A 16,619-nucleotide genomic window follows, 5' to 3' on the forward strand; every position below is an offset into this window, starting at 1 on the left:
GTTGATAAACCCCCTTCAAAACTGAAGATAACCGCCTCTGTGGATAACAGGCCCATTCATCCACAGGCTTACACCGGTTATCCAACCCCCTCATTGCCACCTGACCACAGGGTTCTGAATCTCTGTACATATTGAAAATAAAGGCCTGTGTAACGTTATCCACAGATAGGGGGCTCAGTAAGAATAAACATAAAAACAAAGATTTTATAAATTTCTTTCTTTTTTATTTTTTTAACCGCGAGTTCTCCACAGCTGGTTAAATTTTGTGCAAAGGGTTCTTTAGAAAGGGCGAAGTCCCTATACTTGCCGACCTGGCTCGAAAAACGCCCAGGCCAGACTCAAAACCTATTTCCGAATTACCTGAATAAAGCAGGCACGAGGTGCGTGGTGGATTTCCCTTCCCGTTTTGAAGTGATCGTCATCGGCGGCGGTCATGCCGGTACCGAGGCAGCACTTGCATCAGCACGCATGGGGGCAAAAACCCTGTTGCTGACGCATAACGTGGAAACCCTCGGCGCCATGAGCTGCAACCCTGCCATTGGTGGTATCGGCAAAAGCCACCTGGTCAAGGAAATCGATGCCCTTGGGGGCGCGATGGCCATGGCCACCGATAAAGGTGGTATCCAGTTTCGCGTGTTGAACAGCCGCAAAGGCCCGGCCGTGCGCGCTACTCGCGCCCAGGCCGACCGCGTCCTGTACAAGGCCGCTGTCCGTGAAATCCTGGAAAACCAGCCGAACCTGTGGATATTTCAACAAGCGGCCGATGACCTGATCGTCGAGCAGGACCAGGTGCGCGGTGTCGTCACGCAAATGGGCCTGCGGTTCTTCGCCGATTCCGTTGTGTTGACCACCGGGACCTTCCTCGGCGGACTTATCCACATCGGTTTGCAGAATTTTTCCGGCGGTCGCGCCGGTGATCCGCCGTCGATTGCTCTGGCTCACCGTCTACGTGAGTTGCCATTGCGTGTCGGGCGTCTGAAAACTGGTACGCCACCTCGCATCGACGGCAAGTCCGTGGATTTCTCGGTGATGACCGAACAGCCTGGCGATACGCCTATCCCGGTGATGTCGTTCATGGGCAACAAGGAACAGCATCCACGGCAAGTCAGTTGCTGGATCACCCACACCAACGCCCGCACCCACGAAATCATCGCGGCGAACCTCGATCGTTCGCCGATGTATTCCGCGGCCGGTGAAATCGAAGGTGTCGGCCCGCGCTATTGCCCGTCGATTGAAGACAAGATCCATCGCTTTGCCGACAAGGAAAGCCATCAGGTGTTCATCGAACCGGAAGGTTTGACCACCCATGAGTTGTATCCGAACGGGATATCCACAAGTCTGCCGTTCGACGTGCAACTGCAGATCGTGCAGTCGATTCGCGGCATGGAAAACGCGCATATCGTGCGTCCGGGTTATGCGATTGAGTACGACTACTTCGATCCGCGCGACCTGAAGTACAGCCTGGAAACCAAAGCTATCGGCGGTCTGTTCTTCGCCGGGCAGATCAACGGCACCACCGGCTATGAAGAAGCTGGTGCCCAGGGTTTGCTCGCCGGAGCCAACGCCGCACTGCTCGCCAAGGGCAAAGACGCCTGGTGCCCGCGTCGCGATGAGGCGTACATCGGTGTGCTGGTGGATGACCTGATTACCCTGGGTACCCAGGAACCGTATCGGATGTTCACGTCCCGCGCCGAATACCGCCTGATCCTGCGTGAAGACAACGCCGACCTGCGCTTGACCGAGAAAGGTCGCGAACTGGGATTGGTGGACGACATGCGTTGGGCCGCGTTCTGCAAGAAACGCGAGAGCATCGAGCTGGAAGAGCAACGCCTGAAAAGCACCTGGGTTCGTCCCGGTACCGAGCAGGGCGATGCCATCGCGGCGAAATTCGGCACACCGCTGGCCCACGAATACAACCTGCTCAACCTCTTGAGCCGTCCGGAAATCGATTACGTCGGGCTGGTGGAAGTGACCGGCCAGGGCGCCGAAGATCCACAGGTGGCCGAACAGGTCGAGATCAAGACCAAATACGCCGGTTACATCGACCGCCAGCAGGACGAAATCGCCCGTCTGCGCGCCAGTGAAGACACCAAGCTGCCCGTGGATATCGATTACACCGGTATTTCCGGGTTGTCGAAAGAAATCCAGAGCAAGCTCGGTGCGACCCGTCCAGAGACCCTGGGCCAGGCCTCGCGCATTCCAGGCGTCACGCCGGCGGCGATTTCCCTGTTGATGATTCATTTGAAAAAACGCGGCGCGGGCCGCCAGTTGGAGCAAAGCGCTTGAGTTCGATGGTCACCTCGCAACACGCTGAAGAGTTATCCACAGGTGCCCGTCAGCTCGGCGTCAGCCTGACTGAAGCCCAGCACACGCAATTGCTGGGTTATCTGGCGTTGTTGATCAAATGGAACAAGGCCTACAACCTGACCGCCGTACGCGATCCGGATGAAATGGTCTCGCGCCATTTGCTCGATAGCCTCAGTATCATGTCCTTCATCGAAAACGGTCGTTGGCTGGACGTAGGCAGCGGCGGTGGCATGCCAGGAATCCCGCTGGCGATCCTGTTTCCCGACTCGCAAGTGACCTGTCTGGACAGCAACGGCAAGAAAACCCGCTTCCTGACCCAGGTCAAACTCGAACTCAAACTGGATAACCTGCAAGTTATCCACAGCCGCGTCGAAGCGTTCCAGCCTGCCGAGCCGTTCAACGGGATCATCTCCCGGGCGTTCAGCAGCATGGAGAACTTCAGCAACTGGACTCGCCATCTGGGCGACGCCGATACGCGCTGGCTGGCAATGAAGGGCGTTCATCCGGCCGATGAGCTGGTAGCATTGCCGGCAGACTTCCACCTCGATAGCGAACACGCCTTGGCCGTACCCGGTTGCCAAGGCCAACGCCATCTGCTGATACTGCGCCGCACGGCATGATTGGGAACACAAGCAAGAATGGCTAAGGTATTCGCGATAGCGAACCAGAAGGGTGGCGTGGGCAAGACCACCACCTGTATCAACCTCGCAGCATCCCTGGTCGCGACCAAGCGCCGGGTGCTGTTGATCGATCTCGATCCACAGGGCAACGCCACCATGGGTAGCGGTGTGGATAAGCATGGCCTGGAAAACTCCATCTACGACGTCCTGATCGGCGAATGCGATCTGGGCCAGGCCATGCACTTTTCCGAACACGGCGGTTATCAACTGCTGCCGGCCAACCGTGACCTGACGGCGGCCGAAGTGGTGCTGCTGGAAATGCAGATGAAGGAAAGCCGTCTGCGCAGCGCCTTGGCGCCGATCCGGGAAAACTACGATTACATCCTGATCGACTGCCCGCCGTCGCTGTCGATGCTGACCCTCAACGCCCTGGTGGCGGCCGATGGGGTAATTATCCCCATGCAGTGCGAATACTTCGCATTGGAAGGCTTGAGCGACCTTGTGGATAACATCAAGCGCATCGCCGAACTGTTGAACCCGGACCTGAAGGTCGAAGGCCTGCTGCGGACCATGTACGACCCGCGCCTGAGCCTGATGAACGATGTTTCGGCCCAGCTCAAGGAACACTTCGGCGAGCAGCTCTACGACACGGTCATCCCGCGTAACATCCGTCTGGCCGAAGCGCCGAGCTACGGCATGCCGGCCTTGGCCTACGACAAACAATCCCGTGGTGCGCTGGCTTACCTGGCCCTGGCGGGCGAGATGGTTCGCCGTCAGCGCCGCAATCCACGCACCGCTGCAGCCCAGCCAACTTAAGGAAACCCCATGGCCGTCAAGAAACGAGGTCTCGGACGTGGACTGGATGCACTGCTCAGCGGTCCCACTGTCAGCTCGCTGGAAGAACAGGCCGTCCAGGTCGATCAGCGTGAGTTGCAGCATCTGCCGCTGGACCTGATCCAGCGCGGCAAATACCAGCCACGCCGGGACATGGACCCGCAGGCGCTGGAAGAACTGGCCCAGTCGATCAAGAGCCAGGGCGTGATGCAGCCGATCGTGGTCCGGCCGATTGCCAACGGGCGCTTCGAGATCATCGCCGGCGAACGTCGCTGGCGCGCCAGCCAGCAGGCCGGCCAGGAAACCATCCCGGCAATGGTCCGCGATGTGCCGGATGAAACGGCCATTGCCATGGCGTTGATCGAAAACATCCAGCGTGAAGACCTCAACCCGATCGAGGAAGCCGTGGCCCTGCAGCGCTTGCAGCAGGAATTCCAGCTGACCCAGCAACAAGTTGCCGAGGCGGTGGGCAAGTCCCGCGTGACCGTGGCCAACCTGCTGCGCCTGATTGCGTTGCCGGAAGTCATCAAGACCATGCTGTCCCACGGCGACCTGGAAATGGGTCATGCCCGGGCATTGCTCGGTTTGCCGGAAAATCAACAGGTTGAAGGGGCGCGACATGTTGTCGCACGCGGCCTCACCGTGCGCCAAACCGAGGCACTGGTTCGCCAGTGGCTCAGTGGCAAACCGGCCCCCGTCGAGGCCCCAAAAACCGATCCGGATATCGCTCGCCTGGAACAACGCCTGGCCGAGCGCCTGGGCTCTGCGGTGCAGATTCGCCACGGAAAGAAGGGCAAGGGGCAATTGGTGATTGGCTACAACTCCCTTGATGAGCTGCAAGGTGTCCTTGCACACATTCGCTGAAACAATTGCTCTTGTAGCGCGCAGTCGGAAATCACTACCTGGCAGTTGAATAGGGGCAGAACCGCCCCTATACTCTGCGCGCATTTTGTCGGCACAAATTATGCCAAGTTATTGAATTATGGCGGCCGACTATTGGAGAGCAAAAGCGATGGAAACCCGCACGCCAAACCGCTTGCCGTTCCATCGTCTGGCAGTTTTCCCGGTTTTGATGGCTCAATTCACCGTCGTACTGATCGCCACATTGGCGCTCTGGCAATGGAAAGGAGTCGTCGCCGGATACTCAGGGCTTTGCGGAGGCCTGATAGCCTTGCTTCCCAATATTTACTTTGCTCACAGGGCCTTTCGGTTTTCCGGCGCCCGAGCAGCCCAGGCTATCGTCCGGTCTTTTTATGCCGGCGAGGCGGGGAAACTGATTTTGACGGCAGTGCTGTTTGCATTGACGTTCGCAGGTGTGAAGCCACTGGCGCCGCTGGCTGTATTCAGCGTCTTCGTGCTGACCCAACTGGTTAGCTGGTTCGCTCCCCTGCTAATGAGAACAAGACTTTCGAGACCTTAGGGCGTTTGAGGCAACCATGGCAGAGACAACCGCTTCGGGCTATATCCAGCACCACTTGCAGAACCTGACCTTCGGTCAGCTACCCAACGGCGGCTGGGGCTTTGCCCACACCGCAGCAGAAGCCAAGGAAATGGGCTTCTGGGCTTTCCACGTCGATACCCTCGGCTGGTCGGTCGCACTGGGCCTGATCTTCGTTCTTCTTTTCCGCATGGCGGCAAAGAAGGCGACCTCCGGTCAGCCTGGTGCACTGCAGAACTTCGTTGAAGTACTGGTCGAATTCGTCGATGGCAGCGTGAAAGACAGCTTCCATGGCCGTAGCCCGGTGATCGCACCGCTGGCACTGACCATCTTCGTCTGGGTGTTCCTGATGAACGCCGTCGACCTGGTACCGGTCGACTGGATTCCTCAGCTGGCCATCCTGATCTCCGGTGATGCACACATCCCATTCCGCGCCGTGTCGACCACCGACCCGAACGCGACCCTGGGCATGGCGTTCTCGGTTTTCGCACTGATCATTTTCTATAGCATCAAGGTCAAGGGCATCGGCGGCTTCATCGGCGAACTGACCCTGCATCCGTTTGGCAGCAAGAACATCCTGGTTCAAGCCCTGCTGATTCCGGTGAACTTCCTGCTGGAGTTCGTGACCCTGATCGCCAAGCCGATTTCTCTGGCACTGCGTCTGTTCGGCAACATGTATGCCGGCGAACTGGTGTTCATCCTGATCGCTGTGATGTTCGGCAGCGGCCTGCTGTGGCTCAGCGGCCTGGGTGTAGTCCTGCAATGGGCGTGGGCTGTGTTCCACATCCTGATCATCACCCTGCAGGCGTTCATCTTCATGATGCTGACCATCGTCTACCTGTCGATGGCGCACGAAGAAAACCATTAAGACCAGTCTCGACTAGTCTGATGTCCTTCCCGGTCAAACGGGAAGGAGCCCGAACCGGGCTGAGAAACGATTTGTTTTACCGCTTTAATCTAAAAAACCTAAACCATACGACGTAAAAGTCGGGAGGAAAGATGGAAACTGTAGTTGGTCTAACCGCTATCGCTGTTGCACTGTTGATCGGCCTGGGCGCACTGGGTACCGCAATTGGTTTCGGCCTGTTGGGCGGCAAGTTCCTGGAAGGCGCAGCGCGTCAGCCAGAAATGGTTCCAATGCTGCAAGTCAAAATGTTCATCGTGGCCGGTCTGCTCGACGCCGTGACCATGATCGGTGTTGGTATCGCGCTGTTCTTCACCTTTGCGAACCCGTTCGTTGGTCAAATCGCTGGCTAATTACTCGGATGTCTCGAGTAGATTGGTGTGATGGACAACGTAACTGCGAGGTGTTGGCGTGAACATTAATGCGACCCTGATTGGCCAGTCCGTTGCGTTCCTGATTTTTGTACTGTTCTGCATGAAGTTCGTATGGCCTCCGGTCATTGCGGCATTGCACGAACGTCAAAAGAAGATCGCTGATGGTCTGGACGCTGCCAGCCGTGCAGCTCGCGACCTGGAGTTGGCCCATGAGAAAGTGGGTCAGCAACTGCGCGAAGCGAAAGCTCAGGCAGCTGAAATCATCGAGCAAGCCAAGAAACGCGGTACCCAGATTGTCGACGAAGCCCGTGAACAGGCTCGCGTCGAAGCTGACCGTGTGAAGGCTCAGGCTCAAGCCGAGATCGAACAGGAACTCAACAGTGTCAAAGACGCGCTGCGTGCCCAAGTGGGTGCCCTGGCCGTTGGCGGTGCTTCGAAGATCCTGGGTGCCACAATCGATCAAAACGCGCACGCAGAGCTGGTTAACCAACTGGCTGCTGAAATCTAAGCGAGGGCGATCATGGCAGAACTGACCACGTTGGCCCGACCTTACGCTAAGGCGGCCTTCGAGCACGCTCAGGCCCACCAGCAACTGGCCAATTGGTCAGCCATGCTCGGCCTGGCTGCAGCGGTGTCGCAAGACGACACCATGCAGCGCGTGCTCAAGGCCCCGCGACTGACGAGCGCAGAAAAGGCCGCCACGTTCATTGACGTGTGCGGCGACAAGTTCGATGCCAAGGCACAGAATTTCATTCACGTCGTTGCCGAAAACGACCGTCTCCTGCTTCTGCCGGAGATCGCCACTCTTTTCGACCTGTACAAGGCCGAGCAAGAGAAGTCGGTAGACGTGGAAGTGACCAGTGCTTTCGCATTGAACCAAGAACAGCAAGACAAACTCGCCAAGGTTCTCAGTGCACGACTCAACCGGGAAGTGCGCCTGCAAGTCGAGGAAGACAAGTCCCTGATAGGGGGCGTTGTAATCCGCGCCGGCGACCTGGTTATCGATGGCTCGATTCGCGGCAAAATCGCGAAACTTGCCGAAGCATTGAAATCTTGAGTTTGAAGGGGCAGCAGAGCAATGCAGCAACTCAATCCTTCCGAAATAAGTGAAATTATCAAGGGCCGCATCGACAAGCTCGATGTGACCTCCCAAGCCCGTAACGAAGGCACTGTCGTCAGCGTATCTGACGGTATCGTGCGGATTCACGGTCTGGCCGACGTCATGTACGGCGAGATGATCGAGTTTCCGGGCGGCGTCTACGGTATGGCCCTCAACCTGGAGCAAGACTCCGTAGGTGCCGTTGTACTGGGTTCCTACCAGTCGCTGGCCGAAGGCATGAGCGCCAAGTGCACCGGCCGCATCCTCGAAGTTCCGGTTGGTAAGGAACTGCTGGGTCGCGTTGTCGACGCACTGGGCAACCCTGTTGACGGCAAAGGTCCGCTGAACAACACCGAGACCGACGCGGTCGAGAAAGTTGCTCCTGGCGTGATCTGGCGTAAGTCGGTAGACCAGCCTGTACAGACTGGCTACAAGGCTGTCGATGCCATGATCCCTGTCGGCCGTGGCCAGCGTGAGCTGATCATCGGCGACCGTCAGATCGGTAAGACCGCTCTGGCGATCGACGCGATCATCAACCAGAAGAACAGCGGCATTTTCTGCGTCTACGTAGCCATCGGTCAGAAGCAATCGACCATCGCCAACGTGGTTCGCAAGCTGGAAGAAAACGGCGCCCTGGCCAACACCATCATCGTGGCGGCCAGCGCATCGGAATCTCCTGCGCTGCAGTTCCTGGCACCGTACTCCGGTTGCACCATGGGCGAATACTTCCGCGACCGCGGTGAAGACGCGCTGATCGTTTATGACGATCTGTCCAAGCAGGCAGTGGCTTACCGCCAGATCTCCCTGCTGCTGCGCCGTCCACCAGGCCGTGAAGCCTACCCAGGCGACGTGTTCTATCTCCACTCCCGTCTCCTGGAGCGCGCATCCCGCGTTTCGGAAGAGTACGTAGAGAAGTTCACCAATGGCGCAGTGACCGGCAAGACCGGCTCCCTGACCGCTCTGCCGATCATCGAAACCCAGGCTGGCGACGTTTCCGCGTTCGTTCCGACCAACGTGATTTCCATCACCGACGGTCAGATCTTCCTGGAATCGGCCATGTTCAACTCCGGGATCCGTCCTGCTGTGAACGCCGGTGTTTCGGTATCCCGTGTGGGTGGTGCCGCTCAGACCAAGATCATCAAGAAGCTGTCCGGTGGTATCCGTACCGCCCTGGCCCAGTATCGTGAACTGGCGGCATTCGCCCAGTTCGCTTCTGACCTGGACGAAGCGACCCGTAAGCAACTTGAGCATGGTCAGCGCGTTACCGAGCTGATGAAGCAGAAGCAATACGCACCAATGTCGATCGCTGACATGGCGCTGTCGCTGTATGCCGCTGAGCGTGGGTTCCTGACTGACGTTGAAATCGCCAAGGTCGGCAGCTTTGAACAAGCGCTGATTGCTTACTTCAACCGCGATCACGCCGACTTGTTGGCCAAGATCAACGTGAAGGGTGACTTCAATGACGAAATCGACGCTGGCATGAAAGCCGGTATCGAGAAGTTCAAGGCCACCCAAACCTGGTAAGCCGCAGCGGGAGTCGCAAGGCTCCCGCTTGCTAACCTGATAGGTGTTACATGGCAGGCGCAAAAGAGATTCGCAGTAAGATTGCGAGCATCAAAAGCACGCAAAAAATTACCAGCGCCATGGAAAAAGTGGCGGTCAGCAAAATGCGCAAGGCACAAATGCGCATGGCTGCTAGCCGCCCTTATGCGGAGCGCATCCGCCAGGTTATTGGTCATCTGGCCAACGCCAACCCGGAATATCGCCACCCGTTCATGATCGACCGTGCTATCAAGCGCGTCGGTTACGTCGTGGTGAGCAGTGACCGTGGTCTGTGTGGTGGCTTGAACACCAACCTGTTCAAGGCCCTGGTCAAGGACATGGCTGTAAACCGCGAACAAGGCGTCGAGATCGATCTGTGCGTGATTGGTAGCAAGGGTGCGGCTTTCTTCCGCAACTTCGGCGGCAACGTCGTCGCTGCTATCAGCCACCTGGGTGAAGAACCGTCGATCAATGACCTGATCGGCAGCGTCAAGGTGATGCTGGATGCTTACCTGGAAGGCCGGATTGACCGCCTGTCCGTGGTATCCAACAAGTTCATCAACACCATGACGCAACAGCCAACCGTGGAGCAATTGGTCCCACTGGTGGCGACCCCGGAACAGGAACTCAAGCACCACTGGGACTATCTCTACGAACCGGATGCCAAGGAGCTGCTTGACGGCTTGATGGTCCGCTACGTGGAGTCGCAGGTCTACCAGGCGGTGGTCGAGAACAACGCAGCTGAACAAGCAGCGCGGATGATCGCGATGAAGAACGCTACCGACAACGCCGGTGATTTGATCAGCGATTTGCAGCTGATCTACAACAAGGCGCGTCAGGCTGCGATCACCCAAGAGATCTCGGAAATCGTCGGCGGCGCTGCCGCGGTTTAACGGTTCAAATATTCAGAGGATCCAGCTATGAGTAGCGGACGTATCGTTCAAATCATCGGCGCCGTTATCGACGTGGAATTTCCACGCGACAGCGTACCGAGCATCTACAACGCGCTGAAAGTACAAGGCGCGGAAACTACCCTGGAAGTTCAGCAGCAGCTGGGCGACGGCATCGTTCGTACCATTGCGATGGGTTCTACCGAAGGCTTGAAGCGCGGTCTGGACGTTGTCGACTCTGGCGCAGCCATCTCCGTACCGGTCGGTAAAGCGACCCTGGGCCGGATCATGGACGTACTGGGCAACCCGATCGACGAAGCGGGTCCGATCGACACCGAAGAGCGCTGGGGCATTCACCGTCCTGCGCCATCCTTCGCTGAACAGGCGGGCGGCAACGACCTGCTGGAAACCGGCATCAAGGTTATCGACCTGGTTTGCCCGTTCGCCAAGGGCGGTAAAGTCGGTCTGTTCGGTGGTGCCGGTGTTGGCAAGACCGTAAACATGATGGAACTGATCCGTAACATCGCCATCGAGCACAGCGGTTATTCCGTGTTCGCCGGTGTGGGTGAGCGTACTCGTGAGGGTAACGACTTCTACCACGAGATGAAGGATTCCAACGTTCTGGACAAAGTGGCACTGGTCTACGGCCAGATGAACGAGCCGCCGGGAAACCGTCTGCGCGTAGCCCTGACCGGCCTGACCATGGCCGAGAAGTTCCGTGACGAAGGTAACGACGTTCTGCTGTTCGTCGACAACATCTACCGTTACACCCTGGCCGGTACCGAAGTTTCCGCACTGCTGGGCCGTATGCCTTCGGCAGTAGGTTACCAGCCGACCCTGGCTGAAGAGATGGGCGTTCTGCAAGAACGTATCACTTCGACCAAGGAAGGTTCGATCACTTCGATCCAAGCGGTATACGTACCTGCGGATGACTTGACCGACCCGTCGCCAGCGACCACCTTCGCCCACTTGGACGCCACCGTCGTTCTGTCCCGTGACATCGCTTCCCTGGGTATCTACCCAGCGGTTGACCCACTGGACTCGACTTCGCGCCAGCTGGACCCGAACGTGATCGGCCAGGAGCACTACGACACCGCTCGCGGCGTCCAGTACGTGCTGCAGCGCTACAAAGAGCTGAAGGACATCATTGCGATCCTGGGTATGGACGAGCTGTCGGAAGCCGACAAGCAGTTGGTATCCCGCGCTCGTAAGATCCAGCGCTTCTTGTCGCAGCCGTTCTTCGTGGCTGAAGTCTTCACCGGTGCCTCGGGTAAATACGTTTCCCTGAAAGACACCATTGCTGGCTTCAAAGGCATCCTCAACGGTGACTACGACCACCTGCCAGAACAAGCGTTCTACATGGTCGGCGGCATCGAAGAAGCGATCGAGAAAGCCAAGAAACTGTAATCCCGGCGCCCGGCAACGCGCGCTAATTTAGGTTGAGGCAATCAGATGGCTATGACAGTCCATTGCGATATCGTCAGTGCGGAAGGGGAAATCTTCTCCGGCCTGGTCGAGATGGTGATTGCGCATGGTGAGCTGGGTGATCTTGGTATCGCTCTGGGTCACGCACCGCTGATCACTAATCTGAAACCGGGTCCGATCCGCTTGATCAAGCAGGGCGGGGAAGCCGAGGTGTATTACATCTCCGGTGGTTTCCTCGAGGTTCAGCCGAACATGGTCAAGGTCCTTGCCGACACTGTGCAACGTGCTGCCGACCTGGACGAAGCCTCCGCTCAGGAAGCCGTCAAGGCTGCCGAGAAGGCCCTGCACGAGCGTGGCGCGGAGTTCGATTACGGTTCTGCTGCTGCACGTCTGGCCGAGGCTGCAGCCCAGCTGCGCACCGTCCAGCAGATCCGCAAGAAGTTCGGCGGCTAAGCCGTCTGCTTTCTGTGCGATTGATTAAAAAGGGTAGCCTCGGCTACCCTTTTTTCTTTTCCCGATACTCATCATCTGGTCGCAGCCGCTGACCACCCAGGATTGGTAGCCAGTCATGTCTCTCGAAATCGTTATCCTCGCGGCCGGTCAAGGCACCCGCATGCGTTCGGCGCTGCCCAAGGTCTTGCACCCGGTAGCCGGTAATTCCATGCTCGGCCATGTTATCCACAGCGCCCGGCAACTTGATCCACAGCGCATTCACGTGGTGATCGGCCACGGTGCCGATGCGGTGCGCGAACGCCTGGCCGCCGATGACCTGAATTTCGTCCTGCAGGACAAACAACTGGGCACTGGCCATGCGGTGGCCCAGGCCGTGCCGTTCATCACGGCGGATACGGTGCTGATTCTCTACGGCGATGTGCCGCTGATCGAAGTCGACACCTTGCAGCGCCTGCTCAAGCATGTTGCGCCACAACAGTTGGGTCTGTTGACCGTCGAGCTGGATGACCCCACCGGTTATGGCCGCATCGTGCGTAACGTCGATGGCCAAGTGACCGCCATTGTCGAGCAGAAGGACGCCAACGAAGCCCAGCGCGCGATCACTGAAGGCAACACCGGGATTCTGGCCGTGCCGGCCGAGCGCCTGGGTGACTGGATGAGTCGTCTGTCGAACAACAACGCCCAGGGCGAGTACTACCTGACCGACGTGATTGCCATGGCGGTCAGCGACGGGCTGGTGGTCGCCACCGAGCAGCCGCTGGACGCCATGGAAGTGCAGGGCGCCAATGATCGCCGGCAACTGGCCGAGCTGGAGCGCCACTATCAATTGCGCGCCGCCCGCCGCCTGATGGCCCAAGGCGTGACCCTGCGCGACCCGGCCCGTTTCGACGTGCGCGGTGAAGTCAGCGTGGGCCGCGATGTGGTCATCGACATCAACGTCATCCTCGAAGGCAAGGTCGTCATCGAAGACGACGTGGTCATCGGCCCGAACTGCGTGATCAAGGACAGCACCCTGCGCAAAGGCGTGGTGATCAAAGCCAACAGCCATCTCGACGGTGCGATCATGGGGGAGGGCAGCGACGCCGGCCCGTTTGCCCGCCTGCGTCCAGGATCGGTGCTGGAAGCCCGTGCCCATGTGGGTAACTTCGTCGAACTGAAGAATGCTCACCTGGGTGAAGGTGCCAAGGCCGGGCACCTGACCTACCTCGGTGACGCTGAAGTCGGCGCCCGCACCAACATCGGCGCTGGGACCATCACCTGCAACTACGATGGCGCCAACAAGTGGAAAACCGTGTTGGGTGAAGATGTGTTTATCGGCTCGAACAACTCCTTGGTAGCACCTGTGGATATCTCCAGCGGTGCGACCACGGCAGCCGGTTCGACCCTTACCCAGAATGTGGATAAAGGCCAATTGGCAGTCGGACGCGCCCGCCAACGCAACATCGACGGCTGGAAGCGACCGGAGAAAATCAAGAAGCCCTAAAGTTATCCACAACCCTCCTGTGGGAGCGAGCTTGCTCGCGATAGCGGTGTAATCAGGTAAAGCAGCATTGCCTGACCTGGCCCCTTCGCGAGCAAGCTCGCTCCCACAGTGATTTAGGGAGTTTCTGAATTTTTCTTCTGCTGCCTTGACGATATCGCGTCAATAGGTTTTGATTGCTTACGTTATCTTTCGAATCGAAACTTATACCGCCATGTCGAAACGCAACACGCCACAACGCCGTCACAACATCCTTGCCTTGCTCCAGGAGCAGGGTGAGGTCAGCGTGGATGAGTTGGCCAAGCGCTTCGAAACCTCGGAAGTTACGATTCGCAAGGACCTCGCCGCCCTGGAAACCAATGGCCTGCTGCTGCGTCGCTACGGTGGCGCGGTCCCGATGCCGCAGGAGTTGGTGGCCGATAACGGGCAAAGCGTCTCCAAGTACAAACTGGCCATTGCCCGGGCCGCTGTGAAGCGGATCCGCGAGCACGCGCGCATCATCATCGACAGCGGCAGCACCACGGCGGCCATGATTCCGCAACTCGGCCAACAGCCGGGCCTGGTGGTGATGACCAATTCCCTGCACGTTGCCAATGCCTTGAGCGAACTGGAGCACGAGCCGGTGCTGTTGATGACCGGCGGCACCTGGGATCCTCACTCCGAGTCGTTCCAGGGCCAGGTGGCCGAGCAGGTCCTGCGTTCCTATGACTTCGACCAGCTGTTCATCGGCGCCGACGGCATCGATCTGGTTCGAGGTACCACCACCTTCAACGAACTGCTGGGCTTGAGCCGTGTGATGGCTGAGGTTGCCCGGGAAGTGATCGTGATGGTGGAGGCCGACAAGATCGGCCGCAAGATCCCCAACCTGGAGCTGCCGTGGAGCAGCGTCCATACCCTCATTACCGATGATCGCCTGCCCGTAGAGGCCCGCGATCAGATTCAGGCCCGCGGCATCACCGTGATCTGCGCGCCTGTCAGCCAGGAGAAATAGCATGTGTGGAATTGTCGGCGCCGTTGCTGAACGCAACATCACAGCAATCTTGCTCGAAGGCCTCAAGCGCCTGGAATACCGCGGCTACGACAGCGCCGGTGTGGCGGTATTGACCAACGACGAAAAGCTTGAGCGGATGCGTCGTCCGGGCAAGGTCAGCGAATTGGAACGCGCCCTGGACGCTGAACCGCTGATTGGTCGCCTGGGCATTGCCCACACGCGTTGGGCCACTCATGGCGCACCTTGCGAGCGCAACGCCCATCCCCATTTCTCCGACGATCTGGCGGTAGTGCACAACGGCATCATCGAGAACTATGAAGCCTTGCGCGAACAGCTCAAGGCGCTCGGCTATGTGTTCACCTCGGACACCGACACTGAAGTCATCGCCCATCTGCTCAATCACAAGCTCAAGGACCTGGTGGACCTGACCGTCGCCCTCAAGGCCACCGTCAAGGAACTGCACGGGGCCTATGGGCTGGCGGTCATCAGTGCGAAACAACCGGATCGTCTGGTGGCGGCGCGCAGCGGTAGCCCGTTGGTGATCGGTCTGGGCCTGGGGGAAAACTTCCTGGCCTCCGATCAGTTGGCGCTGCGTCAGGTCACCGACCGCTTCATGTACCTGGAAGAAGGCGATATCGCCGAAATTCGCCGCGACAGCGTGCAGATCTGGGACCTCGATGGCAAAAGCGTAGAGCGTGAGACCGTCCAGTACCGCGACGGTGCCGACGCCGCCGACAAGGGCGAGTTCCGCCACTTCATGCTCAAGGAAATCCATGAACAACCGGCCGTGGTGCAACGCACCCTGGAAGGCCGCATGAGCCAGAACCAGGTGCTGGTCCAAGCGTTTGGTCCACAGGCGGCCGAGTTGTTCGCCAAGGTCCGCAACGTGCAGATCGTGGCCTGCGGCACCAGTTATCACGCCGGCATGGTTGCCCGTTACTGGCTGGAAGAGCTGGCCGGTATTCCGTGCCAGGTCGAAGTCGCCAGCGAGTTCCGCTATCGCAAAGTGGTGGTGCAGCCTGACACGCTGTTCGTCACCATTTCCCAATCTGGTGAGACTGCCGACACCCTGGCCGCTCTGCGCAATGCCAAGGAGCTGGGCTACCTCGCCAGCCTGGCGATCTGCAACGTCGGCATCAGCTCGCTGGTGCGCGAATCCGACCTGACCCTGCTGACCCAGGCCGGCCGCGAAATCGGTGTGGCGTCGACCAAGGCGTTCACCACGCAACTGGTGGGCCTGCTGTTGCTGACGCTGTCCCTGGGTCAGGTGCGCGGTACCCTGGGCAAAGGGGTCGAGGCAACATTGGTCGAAGAGCTGCGCCGCCTGCCGGCTCGCCTGGGCGAAGCCCTGGCCATGGACGGTACTGTGGAAAAAATCGCCGAGCTGTTCGCCGAGAAGAACCACACCCTGTTCCTGGGCCGTGGCGCGCAATTCCCGGTGGCGATGGAAGGGGCCTTGAAGCTCAAGGAAATCTCCTACATCCACGCCGAGGCCTACCCGGCCGGCGAGCTCAAGCACGGCCCGCTGGCGCTTGTGGATAACGACATGCCGGTGGTCACCGTCGCGCCGAACAACGAGCTGCTGGAAAAGCTCAAGTCCAACCTGCAGGAAGTGCGCGCCCGTGGCGGCCAGTTGATTGTCTTTGCTGACGAGAAGGCCGGCATGACCAATGGCGAAGGCACCCACGTGGTACACATGCCGCACATCCACGACATCCTGTCGCCGATCCTCTACACCATCCCGTTGCAGTTGTTGTCGTACTACGTGGCGGTGCTCAAGGGGACTGATGTGGACCAGCCGCGTAACCTGGCGAAATCGGTCACGGTCGAGTAAGGCCGGAGCACGGGCCACGGAGCTAGCCTGTCGGCTCGGATCCGAAGCGCTCAAAAACCAACCCCCTGAAATTCAGGGGGTTTTTTATTGGGGGCAAATAAACTTCAGGCCGACTTCGCCCCAGGAGCAACGATTCGATACGCCTGATTCATCCGCCCTGTTCGTCGTATTCGCGGCACGCCGCTGAACAACTGCGTTGACAACGTGGGGCATAGGTGATGATATCAAGTCATACGACAACGTATGACACGAAAAATAATAAAAACGAAAGGCGCTGCCATGTTATCTACATTTGCCGCCCAGCGAACTTGCAGTCCACCGGCTCCACGCGTTATCGCCGTGCGCCAGCTACCTTCTTTACCTTCCGAAAAGCCCTGTGCGCGCTCGCCGGTGCGGTCAAATTCCCCTATCTCAACGTTCAATCAGTA

At 58.6% G+C, this 16,619-nt stretch carries 16 protein-coding genes; all 16 read left to right on the top strand.

Going from position 1 to position 16,619, the window contains the following annotated elements; all coding sequences use genetic code 11:
• The first annotated feature begins 387 nt into the window (after positions 1 to 387).
• Positions 388 to 2,286: a tRNA uridine-5-carboxymethylaminomethyl(34) synthesis enzyme MnmG gene (gene mnmG / locus Q7F16_RS09255; RefSeq protein ID WP_409555681.1), complete on the top strand. Its 1,899-nt coding sequence runs from the start codon at positions 388 to 390 to the stop codon at positions 2,284 to 2,286.
• 5 nt (positions 2,287 to 2,291) lie between these two features.
• Positions 2,292 to 2,927 (top strand): 16S rRNA (guanine(527)-N(7))-methyltransferase RsmG, encoded by a 636-nt coding sequence (rsmG, locus tag Q7F16_RS09260; RefSeq protein ID WP_200899347.1) that lies wholly within the window; start codon positions 2,292 to 2,294, stop codon positions 2,925 to 2,927.
• An 18-nt stretch (positions 2,928 to 2,945) separates the two neighbouring features.
• The gene (locus tag Q7F16_RS09265) at positions 2,946 to 3,743 is read left to right on the top strand and encodes a ParA family protein (RefSeq protein WP_003207100.1); all 798 of its coding nucleotides are present in this window, start codon (positions 2,946 to 2,948) and stop codon (positions 3,741 to 3,743) included.
• Positions 3,744 to 3,752: 9 nt separating this feature from the next.
• Positions 3,753 to 4,625, top strand: a complete 873-nt coding sequence (locus tag Q7F16_RS09270; RefSeq protein ID WP_003207098.1) for a ParB/RepB/Spo0J family partition protein — start codon at positions 3,753 to 3,755, stop codon at positions 4,623 to 4,625.
• A 148-nt stretch (positions 4,626 to 4,773) separates the two neighbouring features.
• Positions 4,774 to 5,181, top strand: coding sequence for a F0F1 ATP synthase subunit I (locus Q7F16_RS09275; RefSeq protein WP_014340990.1), 408 nt, complete (start codon positions 4,774 to 4,776; stop codon positions 5,179 to 5,181).
• A 16-nt stretch (positions 5,182 to 5,197) separates the two neighbouring features.
• A complete protein-coding gene (gene atpB / locus Q7F16_RS09280) occupies positions 5,198 to 6,067 on the top strand; it encodes a F0F1 ATP synthase subunit A (RefSeq protein WP_014340989.1) in 870 nt (289 codons plus the stop codon).
• Positions 6,068 to 6,198: 131 nt separating this feature from the next.
• Entirely contained in the window at positions 6,199 to 6,456 is a 258-nt protein-coding gene (gene atpE, locus Q7F16_RS09285) for a F0F1 ATP synthase subunit C (protein WP_003097235.1), read from the top strand.
• A 58-nt stretch (positions 6,457 to 6,514) separates the two neighbouring features.
• Positions 6,515 to 6,985, top strand: coding sequence for a F0F1 ATP synthase subunit B (locus Q7F16_RS09290; RefSeq protein ID WP_003187193.1), 471 nt, complete (start codon positions 6,515 to 6,517; stop codon positions 6,983 to 6,985).
• Positions 6,986 to 6,997: 12 nt separating this feature from the next.
• Positions 6,998 to 7,534 carry a F0F1 ATP synthase subunit delta gene (locus tag Q7F16_RS09295; RefSeq protein ID WP_003207094.1) on the top strand — a complete coding sequence of 179 codons (537 nt, stop codon included), beginning with the start codon at positions 6,998 to 7,000 and terminating at the stop codon, positions 7,532 to 7,534.
• A 21-nt stretch (positions 7,535 to 7,555) separates the two neighbouring features.
• Positions 7,556 to 9,100: a F0F1 ATP synthase subunit alpha gene (gene atpA, locus Q7F16_RS09300; protein ID WP_003207093.1), complete on the top strand. Its 1,545-nt coding sequence runs from the start codon at positions 7,556 to 7,558 to the stop codon at positions 9,098 to 9,100.
• 50 nt (positions 9,101 to 9,150) lie between these two features.
• Positions 9,151 to 10,011 (top strand): F0F1 ATP synthase subunit gamma, encoded by an 861-nt coding sequence (atpG, locus tag Q7F16_RS09305; protein WP_014340988.1) that lies wholly within the window; start codon positions 9,151 to 9,153, stop codon positions 10,009 to 10,011.
• A 27-nt stretch (positions 10,012 to 10,038) separates the two neighbouring features.
• Positions 10,039 to 11,415 (top strand): F0F1 ATP synthase subunit beta, encoded by a 1,377-nt coding sequence (gene atpD, locus Q7F16_RS09310; protein WP_014340987.1) that lies wholly within the window; start codon positions 10,039 to 10,041, stop codon positions 11,413 to 11,415.
• Positions 11,416 to 11,460: 45 nt separating this feature from the next.
• Entirely contained in the window at positions 11,461 to 11,886 is a 426-nt protein-coding gene (locus Q7F16_RS09315) for a F0F1 ATP synthase subunit epsilon (protein WP_003207087.1), read from the top strand.
• Positions 11,887 to 12,001: 115 nt separating this feature from the next.
• Positions 12,002 to 13,369, top strand: a complete 1,368-nt coding sequence (glmU, locus tag Q7F16_RS09320; protein ID WP_041476218.1) for a bifunctional UDP-N-acetylglucosamine diphosphorylase/glucosamine-1-phosphate N-acetyltransferase GlmU — start codon at positions 12,002 to 12,004, stop codon at positions 13,367 to 13,369.
• A 211-nt stretch (positions 13,370 to 13,580) separates the two neighbouring features.
• Positions 13,581 to 14,357: a DeoR/GlpR family DNA-binding transcription regulator gene (locus Q7F16_RS09325; RefSeq protein ID WP_014340985.1), complete on the top strand. Its 777-nt coding sequence runs from the start codon at positions 13,581 to 13,583 to the stop codon at positions 14,355 to 14,357.
• A 1-nt stretch (position 14,358) separates the two neighbouring features.
• Positions 14,359 to 16,191, top strand: a complete 1,833-nt coding sequence (gene glmS / locus Q7F16_RS09330) for a glutamine--fructose-6-phosphate transaminase (isomerizing) (RefSeq protein ID WP_046063373.1) — start codon at positions 14,359 to 14,361, stop codon at positions 16,189 to 16,191.
• The last annotated feature ends 428 nt before the right edge of the window (positions 16,192 to 16,619 follow it).

This window comes from Pseudomonas sp. Lb2C2, from assembly GCF_052112205.1.
GTDB classification, from domain to species: domain Bacteria; phylum Pseudomonadota; class Gammaproteobacteria; order Pseudomonadales; family Pseudomonadaceae; genus Aquipseudomonas; species Aquipseudomonas kilonensis.

Coding starts and splice junctions, on each gene's coding strand:
- atpA (WP_003207093.1), top strand. CDS start 7,556: ATGCAGCAACTCAATCCTTCCGAAATAAGTGAAATTATCAAGGGCCGC.
- atpB (WP_014340989.1), top strand. CDS start 5,198: ATGGCAGAGACAACCGCTTCGGGCTATATCCAGCACCACTTGCAGAAC.
- rsmG (WP_200899347.1), top strand. CDS start 2,292: ATGGTCACCTCGCAACACGCTGAAGAGTTATCCACAGGTGCCCGTCAG.
- glmS (WP_046063373.1), top strand. CDS start 14,359: ATGTGTGGAATTGTCGGCGCCGTTGCTGAACGCAACATCACAGCAATC.
- Q7F16_RS09315 (WP_003207087.1), top strand. CDS start 11,461: ATGGCTATGACAGTCCATTGCGATATCGTCAGTGCGGAAGGGGAAATC.
- Q7F16_RS09295 (WP_003207094.1), top strand. CDS start 6,998: ATGGCAGAACTGACCACGTTGGCCCGACCTTACGCTAAGGCGGCCTTC.
- Q7F16_RS09275 (WP_014340990.1), top strand. CDS start 4,774: ATGGAAACCCGCACGCCAAACCGCTTGCCGTTCCATCGTCTGGCAGTT.
- Q7F16_RS09265 (WP_003207100.1), top strand. CDS start 2,946: ATGGCTAAGGTATTCGCGATAGCGAACCAGAAGGGTGGCGTGGGCAAG.
- atpG (WP_014340988.1), top strand. CDS start 9,151: ATGGCAGGCGCAAAAGAGATTCGCAGTAAGATTGCGAGCATCAAAAGC.
- glmU (WP_041476218.1), top strand. CDS start 12,002: ATGTCTCTCGAAATCGTTATCCTCGCGGCCGGTCAAGGCACCCGCATG.
- Q7F16_RS09325 (WP_014340985.1), top strand. CDS start 13,581: ATGTCGAAACGCAACACGCCACAACGCCGTCACAACATCCTTGCCTTG.
- Q7F16_RS09270 (WP_003207098.1), top strand. CDS start 3,753: ATGGCCGTCAAGAAACGAGGTCTCGGACGTGGACTGGATGCACTGCTC.
- atpE (WP_003097235.1), top strand. CDS start 6,199: ATGGAAACTGTAGTTGGTCTAACCGCTATCGCTGTTGCACTGTTGATC.
- atpD (WP_014340987.1), top strand. CDS start 10,039: ATGAGTAGCGGACGTATCGTTCAAATCATCGGCGCCGTTATCGACGTG.